The 21,673-nt window shown below is 68.8% G+C and carries 18 protein-coding genes; 13 read left to right on the top strand and 5 right to left on the bottom strand.

Features of this window, described 5'->3' with window-relative positions; genetic code table 11:
- Positions 1-90 precede the first annotated feature (90 nt).
- The 6 genes from lysS to sucC all read left to right on the top strand — a co-directional run bounded on the left by lysS (position 91) and on the right by sucC (position 6,150).
- On the top strand, positions 91-1,548 hold the full coding sequence (gene lysS, locus VAE46_RS06605) for a lysine--tRNA ligase (protein ID WP_416223950.1): 1,458 nt from the start codon (positions 91-93) through the stop codon (positions 1,546-1,548).
- Positions 1,548-2,051, top strand: coding sequence for an NUDIX hydrolase (locus VAE46_RS06600; RefSeq protein ID WP_322796130.1), 504 nt, complete (start codon positions 1,548-1,550; stop codon positions 2,049-2,051). Before lysS ends, VAE46_RS06600 begins: the two co-directional genes overlap by 1 nt.
- The gene (gene serS, locus VAE46_RS06595) at positions 2,051-3,343 is read left to right on the top strand and encodes a serine--tRNA ligase (protein WP_322796129.1); all 1,293 of its coding nucleotides are present in this window, start codon (positions 2,051-2,053) and stop codon (positions 3,341-3,343) included. Before VAE46_RS06600 ends, serS begins: the two co-directional genes overlap by 1 nt.
- A 143-nt stretch (positions 3,344-3,486) precedes the next feature.
- Positions 3,487-4,053: a hypothetical protein gene (locus VAE46_RS06590; RefSeq protein ID WP_322796128.1), complete on the top strand. Its 567-nt coding sequence runs from the start codon at positions 3,487-3,489 to the stop codon at positions 4,051-4,053.
- 69 nt (positions 4,054-4,122) lie between these two features.
- Positions 4,123-4,839 (top strand): PP2C family protein-serine/threonine phosphatase, encoded by a 717-nt coding sequence (locus tag VAE46_RS06585; RefSeq protein ID WP_322796127.1) that lies wholly within the window; start codon positions 4,123-4,125, stop codon positions 4,837-4,839.
- 48 nt (positions 4,840-4,887) lie between these two features.
- Positions 4,888-6,150, top strand: a complete 1,263-nt coding sequence (gene sucC / locus VAE46_RS06580) for an ADP-forming succinate--CoA ligase subunit beta (protein ID WP_322796126.1) — start codon at positions 4,888-4,890, stop codon at positions 6,148-6,150.
- Positions 6,151-6,255: 105 nt separating this feature from the next.
- On the opposite strand, the gene VAE46_RS06575 is transcribed toward sucC, so the two are convergent.
- On the bottom strand, positions 6,256-6,870 hold the full coding sequence (locus VAE46_RS06575) for an ATP-dependent Clp protease proteolytic subunit (protein WP_416223949.1): 615 nt from the start codon (positions 6,868-6,870) through the stop codon (positions 6,256-6,258).
- 197 nt (positions 6,871-7,067) lie between these two features.
- On the opposite strand from VAE46_RS06575, the gene typA reads away from it, so the two are divergent.
- The 6 genes from typA (at position 7,068) to VAE46_RS06545 (ending at position 12,841) form a co-directional block, all read left to right on the top strand.
- Positions 7,068-8,918 carry a translational GTPase TypA gene (gene typA, locus VAE46_RS06570; protein WP_322796124.1) on the top strand — a complete coding sequence of 617 codons (1,851 nt, stop codon included), beginning with the start codon at positions 7,068-7,070 and terminating at the stop codon, positions 8,916-8,918.
- A gap of 39 nt (positions 8,919-8,957) precedes the next feature.
- Positions 8,958-10,025 carry an alanine racemase gene (locus VAE46_RS06565; protein WP_322796123.1) on the top strand — a complete coding sequence of 356 codons (1,068 nt, stop codon included), beginning with the start codon at positions 8,958-8,960 and terminating at the stop codon, positions 10,023-10,025.
- Between the two features lie 66 nt (positions 10,026-10,091).
- Positions 10,092-10,241: a hypothetical protein gene (locus VAE46_RS06560; protein ID WP_322796122.1), complete on the top strand. Its 150-nt coding sequence runs from the start codon at positions 10,092-10,094 to the stop codon at positions 10,239-10,241.
- Positions 10,242-10,302: 61 nt separating this feature from the next.
- A complete protein-coding gene (locus tag VAE46_RS06555) occupies positions 10,303-11,469 on the top strand; it encodes an acyl-CoA dehydrogenase family protein (RefSeq protein WP_322796121.1) in 1,167 nt (388 codons plus the stop codon).
- 11 nt (positions 11,470-11,480) lie between these two features.
- Positions 11,481-12,140, top strand: a complete 660-nt coding sequence (locus VAE46_RS06550; RefSeq protein ID WP_322796120.1) for a nitroreductase family protein — start codon at positions 11,481-11,483, stop codon at positions 12,138-12,140.
- 116 nt (positions 12,141-12,256) lie between these two features.
- Positions 12,257-12,841 carry a VOC family protein gene (locus VAE46_RS06545; protein WP_322796119.1) on the top strand — a complete coding sequence of 195 codons (585 nt, stop codon included), beginning with the start codon at positions 12,257-12,259 and terminating at the stop codon, positions 12,839-12,841.
- Here the strand turns inward: VAE46_RS06545 and eis are convergent.
- The 4 genes from eis to VAE46_RS06525 are packed head-to-tail and all read right to left on the bottom strand — an operon-like array spanning position 12,838 to position 18,045.
- A complete protein-coding gene (gene eis, locus VAE46_RS06540; protein ID WP_322796118.1) occupies positions 12,838-14,055 on the bottom strand; it encodes a GNAT family N-acetyltransferase in 1,218 nt (405 codons plus the stop codon). The two genes, VAE46_RS06545 and eis, sit on opposite strands and share 4 nt — an antisense overlap.
- Positions 14,056-14,074: 19 nt before the next feature.
- A complete protein-coding gene (locus VAE46_RS06535; RefSeq protein WP_322796117.1) occupies positions 14,075-15,883 on the bottom strand; it encodes a CSLREA domain-containing protein in 1,809 nt (602 codons plus the stop codon).
- Between the two features lie 39 nt (positions 15,884-15,922).
- Positions 15,923-16,759: an MBL fold metallo-hydrolase gene (locus tag VAE46_RS06530; RefSeq protein WP_322796116.1), complete on the bottom strand. Its 837-nt coding sequence runs from the start codon at positions 16,757-16,759 to the stop codon at positions 15,923-15,925.
- Positions 16,760-16,812: 53 nt separating this feature from the next.
- Entirely contained in the window at positions 16,813-18,045 is a 1,233-nt protein-coding gene (locus VAE46_RS06525; RefSeq protein WP_322796115.1) for a PLP-dependent aminotransferase family protein, read from the bottom strand.
- 236 nt (positions 18,046-18,281) lie between these two features.
- Between VAE46_RS06525 and gltB the strand changes: the two genes are divergently transcribed.
- On the top strand, positions 18,282-21,673 hold a 3,392-nt coding region (gene gltB, locus VAE46_RS06520; RefSeq protein ID WP_322796114.1), incomplete at its 3' end, for a glutamate synthase large subunit.

The following is a 21,673-nucleotide window of genomic DNA, read 5'->3' as shown; positions in this document are numbered from 1 at the left end:
TTCGACCGAACCCCGAGAGCGCGAGAGCATATCCGACGGGCCGCCGGCAGGCGGCCCGTCGTCCTGAGGAGCAACGCTGTGGATGAATTGATGGCGCAGCGGCTCGCCAAGCTCGAAGAACTGCGCCGCCTTGGCATCGACCCCTACCCGCCGCGCTGGCATCGCACCCACACCTCCCGGCAGGTTATCGCGATGGTCGAGGCCCTGCCCGAGGGCGAGACCGAAGTCTCCGGGGTCACCGTGAGCGTCGCCGGCCGCGTCATGGCCCGCCGCGACATGGGCAAGGCCACCTTCATCGACCTGCTCGACGGCGAAGGCCGCCTCCAGGTGCTTCTGCGGGCCAACCAGTGCGAACGCTACGACCTCCTCCGGCTGGTGGACCTCGGTGATTTCATCGGGGTCACCGGCACGCCGATCCGGACGCGCACCGGCCAGCCCACCGTCCAGGCCGAGTCGTGGACGATGCTGACCAAGTCCCTCCACGCCCCGCCCGAGAAGTACCACGGCCTCTCCGACCCCGACCTCCGCCAGCGCCGCAGGTACCTCGACCTCATGGCCAACGAGGAAACCCGCCGCGTCTTCGAAATTCGCAGCCGGGCAGTGGCCGCGGTCCGCCGCTTCCTCGATGACCGCGGCTTTCTCGAGGTCGAAACCCCAATCCTGCAGGTTTCCGAAGGCGGCGCCGCAGCCCGCCCCTTCGTGACACACTTCAACGCGCTCGATGAGCCGCGCGTCCTCCGCATCAGCCTCGAACTCCACCTAAAGCGGCTGCTGGTCGGTGGCTTTGAACGGGTCTACGAAATCGGCCGAAACTTCCGCAACGAGGGCATGAGCTTCAAGCACAACCCGGAATTCACCATGCTCGAGTCGTACGAGGCCTACGCCGATTACCTCGACGTGGCGCGCATGGCCGAGGAGATGGTGAGCACCGTCGCGGGGCGCGTCCTCGGCACCACTGTCATCGAGTTCCGAGGCCACCGCATCAATCTGGACCCGCCCTGGCAGCGGATCACGTTCACCGAAGCCCTGAAAGAATTCGGCGGCCCGGACCTCGAGCAGTTTCCCAATGCCGACTCCCTCCGCGCGGAGCTGCGACGCCGCGGCCTGCCGGTCGCGGACACCATGGGCTACGGCAAACTCGCCGATGAGGCCATGTCGCACTACGTCGAGCCCAACCTCATCCGGCCGACCTTCCTGCTGGACTACCCGGTCGAGCTTTCGCCGCTGGCCAAGCGCAAGCCGGACAACCCCCGCCTCGTCGAGCGCTTCGAGTGCTTCATCGCCGGTTTCGAATGCGGCAACGCCTACACCGAGCTCAACGACCCGATCGACCAGCGCCAGCGATTCGAGCAGCAGCTCGCCCTCAAGGCCGCCGGTGACGACGAGGTCGAGCTCGTCGATGAGGATTTCCTCTTCGCCCTCGAACACGGGATGCCCCCGACCGGCGGCTTCGGTATGGGCATCGATCGCCTCGTGATGCTGCTCACCGGCCAATCGTCGATTCGCGAAGTGATCCTCTTCCCGCCGGTGCGCTCCCTCGAGGACTGATGGACGGCGTCGAACGGCATCACACCGCGACCGCCTACATCGTGGCCGGCGGCCGCACGCTCCTCCTGTGGCACCGCGGGCTGCGCATGTGGCTGCCCCCGGGCGGCCATCTCGAGCCGAACGAGGACCCGGTTCAGGGCGCCCTGCGGGAGGCTCGTGAGGAGGCCGGTCTTGAGGTTGCCGTCATCCCGCCGCCCGGTCTCCTGCGGGTCGAGCGGCCGCTGGTCCTTCCCCCGCCGGCCGTCATCCTGATCGAAGACATCGTTCGGCCGGACCAGCCGTTCCACCAGCACATCGACCACGTCTACTTCACCCGTGCGCTCGGCGCCGTCGACTTCGACGCTCCGATTCCCCACGGGCCGCACCTCTGGGTCGATGCCGAGCGGCTTGCCGGCGCGTTTGCACTCCCCGCACCCGATGGTACGCTCGTGACCGTTGCCGAAGACGTTCGGCTCCTCGGCATCAGCGCCATCGAGGCTGCCGAACGGGAGAACCGCGCCTGATGTTGAGCATCCAGTTCATCCGCGAACACACCGAGCGGGTCCGCCGCGACATGCTGCTCCGCAACGCGCCGGTCAACATCGACCGCGTGCTCCAGCTCGATGAGCAGCGCCGGGCCCTGCTGCAGCAGGTGGAGTCCCTCCGCGCCCGGCGCAACACCGCCAGCAAGGCGATCGGCGCCACCCGCGACCCGGCCGAGCGCGAGGTGCGCATCACCGAGATGCGCCTCGTGGGCGAGGAAATCGAACGGCTCGAGGCGAAGCTGCGCGCAATCGAAGAGGAGCTCCAGCAGCGGCTCTACGAAATTCCCAACATCGTCGACGAGGCGGTCCCAAAGGGCCCGGATGAGACCTCCAACGTGGTAGTCGAGACCATCGGCGAGCCCCGGCCGTTCGATTTCGAGCCCCGCCCGCACTGGGAGCTCGGAACGATGGTCGACGGCCTCGATATCGACCGCGGCGCGAAGATGTCCGGGTCGCGCTTCTATGTCCTGAAGGGGCCGCTCGCCCGCCTCCAGCGTGCCCTCATCCAGTTCATGCTCGATGAGCACCTCGCCGCCGGTTTCACCGAAGCCTACGTGCCCTACATGCTGAACGAAGCCTCGCTCCTGGCATCCGGCCAGCTGCCCAAGTTCCGCGACAACCTCTACCGCGACGCCGAGGAGGACTTCTACTTCATCCCCACCGCGGAAGTCGCGCTCGTCAACTACTACCGCGACGAGATCCTCCCGCCCGGTTCGCTCCCGCAGCGGTTCGTCGCGCACACCCCCTGCTTCCGCCGGGAAAAGATGAGCGCCGGCCGCGATGTTCGCGGCATCAAGCGCGGCCACCAGTTCGAAAAGGTCGAGATGTTCGTCTATTGCGAGCCCGACCAGAGCCCGGCTGAGCTCGAGCTCCTCGTCTCGCGGGCGAAGCACATCGCCGCCGCCCTCGAATTGCCGCACCGGGTAGTAGCGCTCTGCAGTGGCGACCTCGGGTTCAACGCAGCGCGGACGTTCGACCTCGAGGTGTGGGCACCCGGGCAGGGTGAGTGGCTCGAGGTGAGCTCCGCGTCAAACTGCCTCGATTTTCAGGCCCGCCGGGCGAACATCCGCTATCGCCCTGCTCAGGACGCGCCGCCGCGGCACCCGCACATGCTCAACGCAAGCGGCCTTGCCTTGCCCCGCACCGTCATCGCCGTCATGGAAAACTACCAGCAGCCCGACGGCAGCATCGAGGTCCCGGCGGTCCTGCGCCGCTATCTGGGAGCCGACCGGATCGCGGCGGTGCGGCCGCCGGCCTCGTCAGGGCGCTGAGGCCTTTTCGGGGGCTTTCCTCCCGGGCCGATTTCACACACAGATTACGCGGCCGAACGAATTCGTGCGTTTTCTGAACCGGCCCGCACCCGACACTCGTTGTATCCGCAAGGGGATACTCGCGACCTCAGGAGGGAAGTCTGATGCTTCAGTACGTGCAGCCGGGACTGCGCCTTGCATCCCAGGCAGCGATCGCAGCCGGGGCGACGCTCGCAGCGGTGACCCTCGGCGCCGGTGCCGTGATTGCCCAGGCGCCGCCGGAGCCGCCCGCACGGTTCGTCGGCACCGTCACGCTCAACGGCCAGCCCGCGCCGGCCGGCACCCCGGTCGAGGCGCGGGTTGGCTCGGCCAGCTGCGGCGTGACCGCGGTCTTCGTCCAGGGCGGCCAGTCGCGCTACACCATCGATGTCCCGGGGGCCGCCAGCCAGCCCGGTTGCGGCACGCCTGACGCGGCGGTCACCTTCCTCGTCGGCGGCGTGCCGGCGGCACAGTCAGGCAGCTGGCGCAACTACGAGCTCAATCAGCTCGACCTCACCGCCGTCAGTGCCACGCCCACCGTACAGCCCCCGGCCACCCCGACCCCGCGGCCGCCGTCCGCCGGCAGCGGCCAGCCCCTCGATGGCGGGGTCAGCGGCCTGTGGCTCGCATCCGCGGCGTTGCTGGCGTCGCTCGCATTTGTCGGCATGGGCTGGGCCGCCGCCCGGCGGTAGCATCGCCCGGCAGAAGCGGAGAAACTTGACGGCGGCGCGCCGTCCCGCGAACGGCCGCCGCCGGGGTTCATGATGTTTCTTGCCGGGGAGTCCAACGGGTTCGTCTATGCCGGAGCTTCCGACATCGGCAGGCGCCGGCAGGAGAACCAGGATGCGCTCCTCATCGTGTCTGTCGGCGATGGACTCCTGTGCGCTGTCGCCGATGGCCTCGGCGGCCACCCGAACGGCCGCTGGGCGGCAAACTTCGCCGTGCAGCAGCTCGCCTCGCTGGCAGAACAGTCCCGCGAATCCGGGTCCGCATTTAACCTGCGAATGGCCTTCGAGGCCATAAACAGGCTGCTTTATGAAGCTGCCATCTCCGTCGGTACGCCGGGTGCCGCCACCACCCTCGTCGCCGCGCTCCTGCGGGGCGACCGCTTCGACTGGGCGAACGTCGGCGATAGCCGCCTGTACGCCCTTGAAGGCGCCAGGCTGAAGCAAATTTCGCGCGACCATAATCTGGCCGCTGAGCCCGACGGCGAGCCGGGCCTCGCGAATGTCCTGACCCGCAGCGTCGGCTGTGATCCCGGCGTCGAAGCCGATGGCGGCGAATCCGTCCCGCTTGGGGGAGGGCTCGTCCTCGCTTCAGATGGTCTCTATGCGCTGGTCTCCCCCGATGAGCTGGCGGCTGCCCTCCGGGCCGACGACCCTGGCGCGGCCGTCCGCGACCTGGTCGCCCTCGCCAACCGCCGCGGCGGTCACGATAACATCACCGTGCTCCTCGTCCGCCGGGCAGGTGTCGGCTAGCGCGCGGACGCGGTACGCTTCCCTGCGCATTCCCTACCGGAGCAACCCATGAAGCTTCATGAGTACCAGGCGCGCGACCTGCTGGCCCGTTACGGCGTCCCGGTGACTGCCGGTCGCGTCGCAGCCACGCCCGAGGAGGCGCGCCGCATCGCCGAAGAGCTCGGCGGCAAAGTCGTCGTGAAGGCCCAGATCCACGCTGGCGGTCGCGGCAAGGGGCGCCTGGTCGCCCAGTCCGAAACGGCCGAGATGTACCAGAAGCTCCTCAGCGACCCCGACAACTACTCCGGCAAGGTGCGCGGCGAACGGGTCGGCGGCGTGCGCCTCGCCGATACCCCCGCCGAGGCCGAAGAGGCCGCGGCGGCGATCCTCGGCAAGCACCTCGTTTCCATTCAGACGGGGCCCGAGGGTAAGCTCGTCAAGCACGTCCTCGTGGCGGAGCAAACCGACATCGCGAAGGAGTACTACCTCGCGGCCATCATCGATGGCATGCAGGGCTGCCCGCTCATCATGGCCTCCGCCGAGGGCGGCCAGGAGATCGAGGTCGTCGCCCACAACAACCCCGACGCGATTGTCCGCATGCCGGTCCCGGCCGCGGCGGGCTATTCGCCCTACATCGGGCGGACGCTGGCGGCGCGGCTCGGCTTCAGCGGCGACCAGGCCGACCAGTTCGGCCGCGTCGTGGAAGGACTCTACCGCACCCTCATGACCACCGATGCCAGCCTCGTGGAAATTAACCCGCTCGCCCTCACCGCGGACGGCCGGGTGGTGGCCGTCGATGCCAAGCTGAACATCGACGACAATGCGCTCTTCCGCCAGAAGGAGGTCGCGGCCATGCGGGACCGCGACGAGGAGGACCCGCTCGAGGTCAAAGCGCAGGAGCTCGGGGTCGCGAACTTCATCAAGCTCGATGGCAATATCGGCTGCGTGGTCAACGGCGCGGGCCTCGCCATGGCGACCATGGACACCATCAAGCTGGCCGGCGGCGAACCCGCCAACTTCCTCGATATCGGCACCGTCAACGACCCGCAGCGCGTGGTCAACGCCCTGAAGGTCATCCTCGAAGATCCCTCCGTCCGCGCCATCCTGGTCAACATCTTCGGCGGCATGGCGCGGGTCGACATCATCGCCCAGGGCGTCATCGAGGCGCACCGCCAGATGGAGATCAAGGTGCCCGTGGTTATGCGCCTCGTGGGCACCAACCTCGCCGAGGGCGAGCAGCTCATCAGGGAATCGGGCCTGCCGCTCATCCGCGCCACGGGCCTGTTCGAAGCCGCAAAGAAGGCGGTGGAGGCTGCCGGCAGCGCCGCCTGAGCAGCGCCCGTCCGAATCGCCGCTCGAAAGCCACGGAGAGGGGGCTGGCATCGCGCCAGCCCCCTCTCCGTATGCGGAACTCCGTATGCGGAACCGTCGGTGGTCCTAGTTCGCGGCGACCTTGCCGTTCGGGCTGCTCTCGCCCCTGGGCGGCCGCTCGAGGATCTCGTCGATCAGGCCGTACTCCTTCGCCGCCGGCGGGTCAAGCCAGAAGTCGCGGTCCGTGTCGTGCTCGATCTTCTCCATCGGCTGGCCGGTGCGCTCCTGGATGATGGTGCGGAGCACGCGCTGCAGGCGGAGCGTCTCCCGCGCCTGGATTTCGATGTCGCGTGCCTGGCCCTGCGCGCCGCCCAGCACCTGGTGCAGGTGGATGGTGCTGTGGGGAAGCGCGTAGCGCTTGCCCTTCGTGCCCGAGCAGAGGATGACCGTGCCCATGCTCGCCGCCAGGCCCATGCACAGGGTCGAGACGTTCGGCCGGATGAGGTTCATCGTGTCATAAATCGCCAGCCCGGCCGTGACGCTCCCGCCCGGGCAGTTGATGTACATCATGATGTCCTTCTCGTCGTCCTCGCGGGCCAGGTAGAGGAGCTGGGCCACCACCAGGTTCGCCACCATCGCGTCGATCGGCGTCCCGAGGAACACGATCCGCTCCTTCAGGAGCAGCGAGTAGATGTCGTAGGCCCGTTCCCGGCGGCCGTCGCTCTCGATGACGAACGGCATGATGTCCGATGGGCGCACCAGGTCGGCGTCCGGTCGCTTGCCGGCAATCAGCTCCTGGATGAGGTCGTAGCTGCTGCTCATCGCGGCTCCTCCGTACTTCGTGGTACCAGTGTGCGGCCGCGCCGGCGGATTCGCAAAGGCCGCCGCTGACAGCCTGCCGGCTTCACCGAGCGCAGGACCTCCCGCACACTGGAGCTATGTCCTCCCGCCGCGCCGACCTGCGCAACGTCGCCATCATCGCCCACGTCGACCACGGCAAGACGACGCTCGTCGATGCCCTGCTCAAACAATCGAACGTCTTCCGCGAAAACGAACAGGTGGGCTCGCTCATCCTCGATTCCAACCCGCTTGAGCGCGAGAAGGGCATCACCATCATGGCCAAGAACGCCGCGGTCGAGTACCGGGGCGTGCGCATCAACATCATCGATACCCCCGGGCATGCGGACTTCGGCGGAGAGGTCGAACGGGTCCTCAACATGGCCGACGGCTGTCTGCTATTGGTCGACGCGGTCGAAGGCCCCATGCCCCAGACAAAGTTCGTGCTCCGCAAGGCGCTCGAACTCGGCCTGCACCCCGTCGTGGTCATCAACAAGATTGACCGGCCGAACGCCCGCCCGGCCGAGGTGCTCGAGGCGACCAGCGACCTTTTCCTTGACCTCGCCACACAGGAGTACCAGCTCGATTTCCCGGTGCTGTACGCCAATGCCCGGGACGGCTACGCCGGGCTCGAGCCCGGGGTTACCGGCGGCACCATGGAGCCGCTGTTCGAAGCCATCCTCGCGGCCATCCCCGGGCCGGAGTGCGACGAAGCCGCCCCGTTCCGCATGCTCGTCACCACGCTGATGTATGACAGCTACCGCGGGCGCATCGCCATCGGCCGTATCCGCGACGGATCGGTGCGCCCGGGTATGCCCATCGTGCGCTTTGCGCACGACGGCACGCCCCAGCAGTTCCGCGTCGCTCAGCTGTTCGGCTTTCGCGGCCTGGACCGTGTGGAGATTCCCTCGGCCAGCGCCGGCGATATCGTGGCCATCACCGGGGTCGCGGATGTCCTCATCGGTGAGACGCTGGCCGACCCGGAGGTCACCGAACCGCTCCCGCCCATCGCCATCGAGCAGCCCGCCATCAAGATGACCTTCCGCGTGAACGATTCGCCGTTTGCCGGGCAGGAAGGGCAGTTCGTGACCAGCCGCCAGCTCCGCGAACGGCTGTTCCGCGAAATCGAGACCAACGTGGCCCTGCGCGTCGAGGAAGGCGACTCGCCCGACGCGTTCATCGTCAGCGGCCGCGGCGAGCTGCACCTCGCCATCCTCGTCGAGACCATGCGGCGCGAGGGCTACGAGTTTGCGGTCACCCGCCCGGAAGTCATCGTCCGCGAGGGCCCGAACGGGCACGAGGAGCCGTTCGAACGCCTCTACATCGAAGCCCCCGAGTCTGCCACGGGCTTCCTCATCGAAACGCTCTCCGGTCGCAAAGCCCAGATGGTAGGCATGCACACCGACCACGACGGTCGCGTCCGGCTCGAGTTCGATATTCCCACCCGCGGGCTGATTGGCTTCCGCGATGCCTTCATCTCCGGCACCGGCGGCGAAGGCATCATGAACACCGAGTACCTCGGCTACCGCCCGTGGGCCGGGGAAATCACACGCCACCGCAACGGCGCTCTCGTCGCCAGCGAAACCGGGACGGCGCTCGCCTTCGGCATCGCCAATGCACAGGAGCGCGGCATCCTCTTCATCAGCCCCGGCGATGAGGTGTACGCCGGCATGGTCGTTGGCCTCCACTCCCGCGACAACGACCTCGACGTCAACGTTTGCAAGGCAAAGCACCTCACGAATATCCGCAGCTCCACAGCCGATATCGCCGTGAAGCTGGTCCCGCCGCAGCCGCCCTCGCTCGAACGCGCCCTGACGCTCATCGAAGCTGACGAAATGGTCGAGGTCACGCCGAAGTCGATTCGCATCCGCAAGACGGAGCTCAATGCCTCGATTCGCGCCCGCGAAGCCCGCCGCGCCAAGTACGCCGCGCTCGAGGCCGCCCGGGGCTGAGCGTGGCGCCCCCGCCCGCCTGCCGGTAGAGTCTCGGCCATGCGCATCGACGACATCGACACCCCGGCCCTGCTCCTCGACCTCGACGCGGTCGAAGACAACATTGCCACCATGCAGCGCCTGCTCGCCGGGAGCGGCGTGCGCCTTCGCCCGCACTTCAAGACGCCGAAGTGCCCGCAGGTGGCGCGGATGCAGCTCGATGCCGGGGCGATCGGCATCACCGTGGCGAAATTGGGCGAAGCCGAGGTCCTCGCCGATGCCGGGCTTGGCCCCATCCTGGTGGCGAACCAGGTGATCGGCGAGCCGAAGGTGAACCGGCTCGCCGCCCTCCTCGCCCGCGGGGTCGATATCACCGTGGCCGTCGATTTGGATGCGACCGTCGACGCCCTCGCTGAGGCCGCAGCCCGCGCCGGGACCCGCGCCGCCGCCGTGATCGAAGTCGACGCAGGCCTGCGCCGCTGCGGGACCTCCTCGCCTGCCGAGACCGTTCGCCTCGCCCGGCGGCTGGTCGAAGCCGGCATCGATTACCGCGGCATCATGGGCTACGAGGGCCACATGTATGGCCAGTCCGACCCGCAGGCACGCGAGGCGCTGATTCGCGAAGCGCTGGGCGTGGTCGGCACGCACGTGGAGGCCCTCGCCGAGGCCGGGCTCCCGCCGGCCATCGTCTCGACCTCCGGAACGGCGAGCGTCGAGCTGGCCCGAACGTTCCCGTTCATCACGGAGGTCCAGGCCGGCACCTACGTCTTCAACGACCTGCATAACGAGGAGTTCGTGCCGGGCCGGTTTCGCTTCGCGCTGACGCTGCTGACGACCGTCATCTCGGTCCGGGAGCGCTACGCCGTCGCCGATTGCGGCCTCAAGTCGCTCACCAACGAATTCGGGCCGCCGCTCAGCCCGGATGGCCGGCTGAAGGCGGCACGCCTGAGCGAAGAGCACGCCATCCTCAGCGGCGAAGGCGTCGCGGGCCTGCGCCCCGGCGACCGCGTGGAGCTTATCCCGAGCCACGGCGATACCACGCTCAACCTTCACGACGTCTACTACGTGCGCCGCGGAGGCGAGGTCGTCGATACCTGGCCGATCCTGGCCGCCCGACGCTTCCGCTAGGGGCTATCATCGTCGCTGCAAGGGCCCGGCGCCGGCCGGCCGCGACCAACCAGAAGGAGGACCACCATGCGAACCTGCCCGTGGTGCGGCCGCGAAAACCTGAACGTCTATGCCTACTGCCAGGGGTGCGGCCGCGGTTTCGCCCCGCCAAAGGAATCGACCGAACAGAAGCCTCGCCGGCGGCTCTGGCCGTTCGGCGCCCGCAAGGCCGCCTGAGTTCACCTCTTGCCGGCCGGGCGTCACCCGCGGTACCGTTCCGCAACCGCTGGAGGTCTCCATGCAGGTCGCGGAACGCTCTCCTGTCGAAGCCGCCGTTGCCATCTCGAAACTCGCCCGGGAGCACGCCGATGCCACCGAAGCCGGTCGGCGGCTGGCGGCTCCGGTCGTCGATGCGCTGCGCCAGGCGGGACTCTTCCGCATGCTGGTGCCGCGCGAGATCGGGGGCGGTGAAGCCACCGTGGCCGAACTGGTGGCCGCTATCGAGGCGGTCGCCCGCGGTGACGGCTCGGCCGGCTGGTGCCTGATGATCGCGGCCACCACCGGCATCACCGCCGCCCTCCTCCCGAAGGAGGGCGCGGTCGAGATTCACGGCAACCCCGATTCCATCACCGGCGGCATGCTCATGCCGAAGGGCCACGCGACCCGCGTCGACGGCGGCTACCGCGTCACCGGCCGCTGGGCCTACGGCAGCGGTTCGCCGCACTGCACCTGGCTGCTGGGCGGCTCGCCCGTCGTCGGCAACGACGGGCGCCCTGAATTGCTGGACGGCAACGTGCCCCACCTGCGCATGTTCTTCTTCCCGGCCGGCGACTACCGCATCCACGATACGTGGCACGTTTCCGGCTTGCGCGGCACGGGGAGCCACGACTACGAGGTGGTCGACGCCTTTGTGCCCGAATACCGCACGGTCCCGATCGGTGCGGCCCGGCCCTGGGCCGAGGGGCCGCTCTACCGGTTCCCCCTGTACGGCCTGCTGGCCCTCGGGGTCGCCGCTGTCGGGCTCGGCATCGCCCGCGACGCCATCGATGAGCTGCTCGTCCTCGCCCGCGGAAAGACCCCCACCGGCAGCCGCCGTCCGCTCGCCGAACGGGCCGCCGCCCAGTCCGGCATCGCCGAGGCGGAGGCGCTCCTCGGCTCGGCCCGGGCCTTCCTGTTCGAGACCGTCGGTCACGCATGGGAGCGAGCCGCCGCCGGCGACCCGCTCACCATCGAGGACCGCGCCCGCCTTCGCCTCGCTGCCACCAACGCCGCCCTCCAGTGCGCCCGGGCCGTCGATATCTGCTACAACCTCGGCGGCGGCACTTCCATCTACGAGACCAGCCGGCTGCAGCGCCACTTCCGCGATATCCACACCCTCACCCAGCACGTCATGGTCGGGCAGCCCACGTACGAAGTCGTCGGGCGCATCATGCTCGGGCTCCCCACCGACACCTTCATGCTCTAGGAGCGCCGCGCATGGACCTGCTCGAAGGCATCATGACCCTCCGCGCCATCCGCCGGTTCACTGACGAGCCGGTCACCGACGACGAGGTGCTCACCTGCCTGCGCGCCGCGCGGCAGGCCCCCAGCGGCGGTAACATCCAGCCATGGCAGTTCCTCGTTATCCGCGACCCGGACCTCCGCGAACGGGTCGGCGAGCTCTACCGGCGCGCCTACGAGCGCTACGAACCCCGCATGCTCGCGGCCACGCCGCCCTTTCGCGACGAGGCGGAAGCCGAGCGCCACCGCCGCGTGCTCGAATCGTCGCGCCACCTGGCACGGAACATCGGCCGCGCGCCGGTGCTGGTGGCGTTCCTCATGCCCAATATCTCCATGACCCTCGAAGACGACCAGGGACCGCTCGATGTCGGCACCCCCTACGCATCGGTCTACCCGGCGGTCCAGAACTTCATGCTGGCCGCCCGCGCGCTCGGCATCGGCACCACGCTGACGACGGTCATTCGTGTCTACCAGCACGAGTTTCGCGAGCTGCTGAATATCCCGCCCCGTTTCGAGCTGGCGGCACTCGTGCCAATGGGCCGCCCCCGCGGGAGGTTTGGCGTCGCCCCGCGCAAGCCGCTTGGCCCGATCACCCACTGGGACCGATTCGGCAACCGGCGACAGGACATCGACTGAGCCGACCCGGGCGAATCGGCCGGACAATCTTTTGGACGCCCTGTACAGGCGCGGCGCCGCTTCGTGTAAGCTGAGCGCATCCGCCGGTGCTGGAGCCGGTCGATGGAGGCAGCAGTATGGAACGCACCAACCCCGAGTTCGAGATTCGCGGCATCAATCACCTTGCCCTTGTCTGCCGCGACATGGAGCGGACCGTCGACTTCTACACGAACGTCCTCGGCATGCCGCTGATCAAGACCATCGAGCTGCCCAACAACATGGGCCAGCACTTCTTCTTCGACATCGGCAACGGCGACTCGCTCGCCTTCTTCTGGTTCCCCAACGCGCCCGAGGCCGCGCCGGGCATCTCCGCACCGGCTGGCATGCCCGGGGAAGGCGAAATGGTGAGCGCGCACGGCTCGATGAACCACGTCGCGTTCAACGTCCCGGCCGATAAGTTCGAGGAGTACCACGCGAAGCTGAAGGCAAAGGGCGTCCACGTCACGCCCATCATCAACCACGATGACAGCCCCCGGCAGGTCTCCCGCGAACTCCACGACGGCGTCTTCATCCGGTCGTTCTACTTCCAGGACCCGGACGGCATCTTGCTCGAGTTCGCGACCTGGCTGCGCGCCATGGGCCCTGATGATGTGAAGCATCGCCCGGCGCGCGCCGTTGACCGCGACCGCTACCTCGGGCTGGTCGGCTCGGCCGACCGCTAGAAGCTGTTCGGGCAGTACGGTTCGTACTCGGCCCGGAACAGGTCGTCCGCCCGCCGCAGGACCCCAGCGTCACGTGCGACGAGCTGACCTGCGCGCGCGTGGAAGGTTGCGCTCCGGTGCCCGGCCAGCAGCGACGCCAGCACCGCCGGGCGGAGCGTAATGTCCGGCTCGCGCTCCGTCCGACGTGCTTCAGTCGCGGCCCCATCGGTTTCCAGCAGCCAGGTGCCCTCATTCCACGGGCAGAATTCGTCGCCGTCGATGCGAATTACCAGCTCTCCGCGTGCACCGTAGGGCCGGGCAGCCAGCGCGGCGTCCGCATCCACCACACGCATCCAGATGGCGTCGGCGGTCCGCCGGTTCAGCGCGCGCGGCTCGAGCAGCAGCGCCGGTGCCGGGTCGTCCGGCGCCACCCGCGCGAACTCAATCCGCCGCGCCAGGTCGTGCGATCGCAGGAACTGCCAGAGCGCGCCGTAGGCCTCCGGGTCGAGCGCCACGAAATCGGCCACGCGCAGCTCCTGCTCCCCCTCGTCGGGCTGGTGGTCGACGTTCTCGGCCGTGTAAACGACATAACCTGTCGGTTCGCCGTCCGCGCTCCGGTAGAGCCCGACGTGGACCGGCAGGCCCTTCTTCCGCGGCCGAAGGGTCGAGACCCGCCACAGCTCGGTCGAGCGGTGGATGCACAGGTTTCTCGGCGTCGCCCACGCGATGTAGATCCGTTTCAGCTCCGGCAGTGCCTCTTCGGGCGTCAGGAGCTCCACGCGGCCTGATGCCGGGGGCGCCGGGTTCGCGAAGCCGGCCAGCCGGGGGTCGAAACGATACGAGACGTGCGTCGAAGCCAGGCCGTACCCGAAGCGCTGGTAGATCGCGCCCATGCTCGCCCAGAGGATCGCCAGCGGCTGGCGGCGCTCCCGCATCACCTCGAACGCGCGGCGCATCGTCATCCGCAGCAGGCCGCGGCGTCGGTAGTTCGGCAGCGTCCCGACCGCGGTCACCCCCGCCATCGGCACTGGCGCGCCATTCAGGCGCACCGTGAACGGGAACATGCCCAGGGTCGAAGCCATCCGCCCATCGACGAACGCGCAGACCGTCCAGTCGGGCTGGGTGCTGGCAAGCTCTTCGTCCATGCCCTCGGACGAGGCGAAGACATACGACACGATCCGGGCGTACTCCTGAAGCTCCTCCCGGTCGGCGCAGGGGCGAATCTCGATCGTCATGGCGGCCGAGTATACGCGCTCAGGGCTGGAGCGGTGCCAGGGTCGCCGGCTCCGCCACTTCGATCTGGTAGACCGCGCAGGCGGTAACCTCCGTCAGCTCCTGGGCCCACGCGGGGATAGTCTCGTTGCCATAGCGAAGCCACGCCTGCCGGTCCGCATCCCAGCGGGCGAGCGTTCGAACCCTTCCTGCGAGCGAAGCCAGTGCGTCGCGCGGGTCGGCCGAGGCCCCGAGGTAGGTGAAGTCGTTCCAGCCGGCCTGGAGGGCCACCGGCACCGGGAAGCTCACCGAGAACCCGCCCTCGACCGTGGCCGGCGCGGTTGCGAGCACCCAGTACTCCTCGCCCGGCTCCAGCGCGGTCAGCGTCCTTCCGATGGTCGTGCCGGCCAGCCAGCGCTCGTAGCCGCCCGTCCCATCGACGTACCGGTAGATGGCCGTGACGGCGCCCGGCTGTCCCGGCGGGAAGCTGTTCCCGAGAGCCAGCGGCTGCGCCCCGAAGTAGGCCACGTGGTTCCACCCCGGGCGCAGCATCATTGCCCCGCACGGGATCGCGCCCGCGCCGACCCGCGCCGGGGCGCTGAACTCACTCGTATTGCCCTGGCTGTCGGTCGCCGTTGCGACCAGCCACTGCCCGGGGCTCAGCCCCGCGACGGCCGCCGAAAAACGCCCGCTCTCGTCGGCAGGCACGGGCGAACCCAGCGACACCGTGCCGTAATCGCCGACCCCGCCCGGCGTGTGGAACGCGAGGTAGAGCTCGATGAGGCAGCCGGCGCAGGCGCTCCCCTCGACCGCCGTGCCGACGGCCCGCGTGATGTTCGGCGCCTGAGCCCAGTCGTTCGGCCCGGGTGGCTCCGCGCTACCCGGCGTGCCAGCCCCATCCGCGCCGAGGTCGATCGCCGGTCCGCGCAACCCGGAAAATTCGTTCGACCTGATGGTGACCCCCCGCGGGGCACGCGAGTCCTCCTCCGCCGGCGTGAGCACCACCCCCGCACCGCAGGGGCCGACCGCGTTCAGCCGCACGAGCGCCGGGCCGACCGCCCCGCTGAGTTCGATGCACCGCTCCATCGCCTGTCCCGGGCCATCGCCGTCGCGGAGTTCGTTGCCTTCTACCGTAACGCCCGTGACCGGCGGGGCGGCCGGGCCGGCAATCCGCACCCCCACCGAGGGGCCGCTGATGATATTCCCGCGCCCGCTGCCCGGCGGTCCGCCGACCTGCACGTTGGAGGCGGTCACCGCCACGCCGACCCGTTGCGTGTCGTTCGGTGAGCTGACGGTGATGACGTTGCCCTCCACCTGGGCGCCGGGGCCATCTGCCAGCACCGCCACGCCGCAATCGACGAAGCGGTTGCCGGCGCCCGGACCGCCGATCCGCGCCCCCTCTCCGCTGGCGGCCAGGCAGGTGCCGCCGAAGCCCTCGATGGTCAGCCCCAGCACGGTCGCCCCGGCGCCGGTCAGCCGCAGCCCATCGTGCGACCCGCTGATGCTGACCCCGGCCCGCCGCAGCACCACGCCGCGCCCGGTGGCGTCGATCACGCCCCCCGCTCGTGAGAGGGCCGGCAGCGGCGTGGTGCCGATCTCGATGACCCCCGGCGCTTCCGGTTCAAAGATGCCGGGCGCAAAGCTGATGGTCGCCGGGTCACCATCGCTGCCGTCGTTGACGGCCTGGATCGCTGCCCGCAGCGTGCACTGGGTCGGGTGGGGGCAGGTGCCCGCAGTGTCAGCGGTCGAGGTCACGACGATCGACCCCGCAGCAAGTGCCGGGGACCCGCTCAACCCGGAGTCGGCACCAAGGAGGAACGCCAGGAGCACGAACCATGCGACCCGCCGCATGGCGCAACGCTAGCCCCGGCGCGCGTCCGCGGCAACCGCTCAGCCGAGCGGCTCGAAAACGCGCACGCCGTCCCGGCGCACCAGGCGGCCGATGCCGGGGAACGGCCAGTGCCCGGCAAGCAGCGTCCGCCCTTCGGCGATGACCCGGTCGAAGAGCGCGTCGCGCGTCTTCGCCGAGAGGACCGGGTCGACGTCGAAGGCCGGCGACCAGTCAGGGTGCAGCAGCTGCATCGGGTGGTGCGAGGCGTCGCCGATGATGATCCCGCGCTCCGGACCATCGACGATGCCGATCGCGACGTGCCCCGGCGTGTGGCCCGGTGTCGGGACGAAGACCAGGTGCTCGTCGATCGCATCCTCACCCTCCACGAAGCGGATGCGGCCGGTGTGGCGGAGCGGCTCGACGCACTCGACCAGGTGCTCGTTGCCGGGCTCGTGCATGCGCTCCGGCTGCATCCAGTAGTCCCATTCGGCCCGCTGGATGACGAACTCGGCGCGCGGGAAGAACACCTCCCGCGCGCCGCCCTGGCGGTCCACCGTGTTCCAGCCCACGTGGTCGATGTGGAGGTGCGTGTGCACCACGAGGTCGATATCCCCGGGGGCGACCCCGGCATCCGCGAGCGCGCCATCGAGCCGCCCGACCGGGAAGCCCGGCCGCCTGCGGCTCCCAAGCCCGGTGTCGATGAGGATCGTCTTCCCGGCGGAACGCACCAGGTAGCACGTCACCGCCATGGTGAACAGGCCGCGCGCGTCGGCCTGGTGCCCGAACTCCTCGAGGATGCGGGATGCGTGCTGGGGCATGAACCGGTGCGGGTCCATCAGCACCGGCGCATCGAGCAGCGGCTGGATTTCTACCGAGCCAAGTTGCAGAACGGCCATCGGTTCCCCCCGGGCGGCATGGTGCGCCGCATTCTACGCCGGGGAGCAGTGGGCTACTTGCCGCCGGCGCGTTCCGCGACCTCCGCCATCGCCTCCCCGAGGCGCTGGATGCCCTCCTCGATCTCCTCCATTGGGACATAACTGAACGCGAGGCGCAGGTGGTTGGTCGCCTGGCCATCCGCGAAGAACTGGGGGCCCTGACCCACAATGACCCCGCGTTCGTTGGCGGCCAGCTGCACCTCGCGCGAGCTCAACCCCGGCCGCAGCGCCAGCCAGAGGAAGAACCCGCCCTTCGGCCGCGTGTACGAAACATAGGGCGCGCAGTAGCGGGCGATGGCCGCCTCCACCCGCTCCAGCTTCCGCCGGTAGATCTCGCGCAGCCGCTCGATGTGGCGGTCGAGGTCGCCGTTGCGAATCATCTCGGCGACGACCCGGCCCAGGAACGGGCTGGTCCCCATGTCGTACCGGAGGGCGGCGATGCGGGAGATCAAGGCCGGCGGCCCCTGGATCCAGCCCATCCGCAGCCCCGTGGCGATGGTCTTCGAAAAGCTCGCCACCTTCACGCCGTGCTCCCCGCCGCTCAGGGCGAAAAGGGACGGCGGGGGCGGCTCCTCGAACCACAGCTCGCCGTAGGCGTCGTCCTCCAGGATGAACGTCCCGTGGTCGCGCGCCAGCTCAAGGAGGTGCTCCCGGCGGCGGAGGCTCATCGTGCACCCTGCGGGGTTTTGGTGATTCGGGATGCAGTAGATGAACTTGGCCCGCTTCCCCCGTTCCGCGACCTCTGCCAGCCGCTCGGCGAGGACATCGGTGCGCATGCCCTCCTCGTCCAGCGGGATGGCCACCTGCTCGGCGCCGAACGACCGGATCGTCCGCATCGAGCCGGGGAAATTGGGACTTTCCACCATCACGACATCGCCGGGGTCCAGCAGCGTCTCGCAGACCATGCCGATGGCGTGCGCCGAACCGCTGGCGATGATGACGTGGTCTTTCGTCACCGGGATCCCTTCGAGGCGGTTGGCACGCTCGGCGATGGCCTCTCGCAGCGGCAGGGGACCGAAGGTGCCGCCGTATTCGAGCGCCTCCTTGCGTTCGCGTTCCAGCACCGCGTGTGCTGCACGCAGGAGCTGCTCGGCTGGGAGCGAGGGAATATCAGGAAGGCCCCCGGCGAACGAAATCAGGTGACGTGGGTCGGGCGTGGCGGCTGCCCACACCTGCGGGCCGAGAATCTTCGCCCGCGCGCTGACCAGTTCCTCCAGGCGCTCCGGCGTCCAGTACGGTTCAGACACGGGCGGCCTCCTGCTGCGTTTGCGCGATTATACGCCGGCATCCTGCCGAAACCGCGGGCCCGCGCGAGGGTCTCGACACCGCCCCAGCCCGAACTGTTATACTTCAAGCTCACCCACTTCATCGCGTGAGATTGCGAAGTATTTCACAAGTGGCGCCCGCCCCTGCGGTACGCGCCGGCGGGCATTCCATTTTCGTAATCGACCCGCGATCGTGAGTCGCACAGCGAGGGGACAGGATGCAGCAACCCGACAGGCGCACCCAGCGAGGGCTCTACCGGCCGGGATTCGAACACGACGCATGCGGTGTCGGTTTCATCGTCCACCTGAAGGGGCACCGCTCCCACCAGCTCGTGCTCGACGGCCTGACCGCGCTGGAGAACCTCCACCATCGCGGTGCCTCGGGCAGTGAACCGAACACCGGCGATGGTGCGGGCATCCTCATCCAGATGCCCCACGAGTTTTTCCGCCGTGAGTGCGCCCATCTCGGCATCCGCCTGCCCGAGGCCGGCCACTACGGCGCCGGCCTCTTCTTCGCCTCCCGCGACCAGCGCGCCACCGACCAGGCCAGGGCGCTCTTCGCGGCCATTGTGGAGGAAGAAGGGCAGCACCTCCTCGGCTGGCGCCGCGTCCCGACCAACAACGCCTCGCTCGGCGCTACCGCCCTCGCCGCCGAGCCGGACATCTGGCAGGTGTTCATCGGCCGCGGTTCCAACATCGCCGATGATGATGCCTTCGAGCGGCGCCTCTACGTCATCCGCAAGCGCTTCGAAAAGGCCATCCAGCGCTGGGGCATCCGCGACGCCGAATGGTTCTACTTCCCCAGCCTCTCCTCGCGCACCATCGTCTACAAGGGCATGCTGACTGCCACCCAGCTGCGGGAGTACTTCCCGGACCTCAGCGACCGGCACCTCATCAGCGCCCTCGCGATGTTCCATTCGCGCTTCAGCACCAACACCTTCCCGAGCTGGGAGCTGGCCCATCCCTACCGGATGATCGCCCACAACGGCGAAATCAACACCCTCCGCGGGAACCGCAACTGGATGGCCGCCCGCGAGGCGCTGTTCGCCTCGCCGCTCTTCGAGGACATCAACAAGATCCTCCCGGTCATCAACGAACACGGGAGCGACACGGCCAGCCTCGACGAAGCGCTGGAGCTGCTCGTGATGGCCGGGCGCAGCCTGCCCCACGCGATGATGATGCTCATCCCCGAGGCCTGGCAGGGCCACGCGTCCATGGACCCCGCCAAGAAGGCCTTCTACGAGTACCACTCCTGCCTGATGGAGCCGTGGGATGGCCCCGCGTCCGTCGCCTTCACCGACGGGCGGAGCATCGGCGCGGTGCTCGACCGCAACGGCCTCCGGCCGTCCCGCTACTACGTCACCAAAGACGACCTCGTCATCATGGCGTCCGAGGTGGGCGTGCTCCCCATCGAGCCGGAGCGCGTGCTCCACAAGGGCCGCCTCCAGCCGGGCAAGATGTTCCTCATCAGCCTCGAAGAGGGCCGCATCATCGACGACACCGAGCTCAAGATGAAGCTCGCCAACGAGCGGCCCTACGCCGAATGGCTGAAGCAGAACCTCATCAGCATCGACGACATCCCCGCCACCGAGACGCCGCCGCCCCCGCCGCCTGACGTGCTCCTGCAGCAGCAGATGGCCTTCGGCTACACCATCGAGGACGAGAAATACCACCTCGGGCCGATGGCGGAGAACGGCGAGGAAGCGGTTGGCTCCATGGGCACCGATACCCCGCTCGCGGTGCTCAGCGACCGGCCGCAGCCGCTCTACAACTACTTCCACCAGCTGTTCGCACAGGTGACGAATCCGCCGCTCGACGCCATCCGCGAGGAGCTGGTCACCTCGGTCAAGACGGTCATCGGCCCTGAGGGCAACCTGCTCGACCCCGAGCCGGAGAGCTGCCACCTGGTCAGCCTCGAAAGCCCGTTCATCGACAACGAGCAGCTGGCCAAGTTCAAGGCGCTCAAGGACCACGCCCTGCGCGCCACCGTGATTCCGATGCTCTTCCCGGCGAAGGCCGGCCCGGCCGGCCTCGAAGCCGCGATGGAGGAGCTCTGCCGCGCCGCCGACCGCGCCATCGACGAGGGCGCGAAAATCCTCATCCTCTCGGACCGCGGCGTCGATGCCGAGCATGCCCCGATCCCGTCGCTCCTGGCGGTGGCGGGCCTCCACAACCACCTCGTGCGCGAGAAAAAGCGCACCCGCGTCGGGCTCATCGTGGAGACCGGAGACGCCCGCGAGGTGCACCATTTCGCCCTGCTCATCGGCTACGGCGCCGGCGCGGTGAACCCGTACCTCGCGCTGGATTCCCTCGAGCAGGTGCGCGAAGACGGCTACATCACCGCCAACTACCCCATCGAGAAGCTCCGCGCCAACTACCTCAAGGCGATCAAGAAGGGCGTCGTAAAGGTCATGTCCAAGATGGGCATCTCGACCATCCACAGCTATCGCGGCGCCCAGATCTTCGAGGCGGTCGGCCTCTCCGAGGAGTTCATCGACCGCTACTTCACCAACACGGTCTCCCGCATCGGCGGCATCGGCATCCACGAGGTTGCCATGGAGGTGCTCGCGCATCACCAGCGGGCGTTCCCCGAACGCGACGGCGGCCTGCGCGAGCTTGCCTGGGGCGGCCAGTACCAGTGGCGCCGCGACGGCGAGTACCACCTCTTCAACCCGGAGACGGTCTTCCGCCTCCAGCACTCCACCCGCACCGGCCAGTTCGAAATCTTCCGCGAGTACACCCGCCTCGTGGACGACCAGAGCCGCCGGATGGCCACCCTGCGCGGCCTCTTCGAGCTGAAGTCCGACCGGCCCCCAATCCCAATCGAGGAAGTCGAACCGGCGGAGAACATCTTCAAGCGGTTCGCGACCGGCGCCATGTCCTTCGGCTCCATCAGCGCCGAGGCCCACGAGACGCTCGCCATCGCCATGAACCGCATCGGCGGCAAGAGCAACACCGGCGAGGGCGGCGAGGACCGCCGGCGCTACACGCCCGACCCCAACGGCGACTCCCGCCGCAGCGCCATCAAGCAGGTCGCCTCCGGCCGCTTTGGCGTCACCAGCGAGTACCTCGTCAACGCCGACGAGATCCAGATAAAGATGGCCCAGGGCGCCAAGCCCGGCGAAGGCGGCCAGCTGCCCGGCAAAAAGGTGTACCCGTGGATCGCGGAGGTCCGCCACGCCACCCCGGGCGTGGGCCTGATCAGCCCGCCGCCGCACCACGATATCTACTCGATCGAGGACCTCGCCCAGCTCATCCACGACCTCAAGAACGCCAACCCGCGGGCCCGCATCAGCGTGAAGCTCGTCGCGGAGGTCGGCGTGGGCACGGTCGCGGCCGGCGTCGCTAAGGCCAAATCCGACCACGTCCTGATTTCCGGTCACGACGGCGGCACCGGCGCGAGCCCGCTCACGTCGATTAAGCACGCCGGTCTGCCGTGGGAGCTCGGCCTCGCCGAGACCCAGCAGACGCTTGTGATGAACCGCCTGCGCGACCGCATCGTTGTGCAGGTCGACGGCCAGATGAAGACCGGCCGCGACGTCATCATCGGCGCGCTCCTCGGCGCTGAGGAGTACGGCTTCGCCACGGCGCCGCTGGTGGTGATGGGCTG

It is taken from the genome of Tepidiforma sp. (assembly GCF_034433535.1).
Classification (GTDB): domain Bacteria; phylum Chloroflexota; class Dehalococcoidia; order Tepidiformales; family Tepidiformaceae; genus Tepidiforma.
The sequence above is the reverse complement of the archived record's forward strand: the minus strand, read 5'-3'. Positions and strand labels throughout refer to the sequence as shown.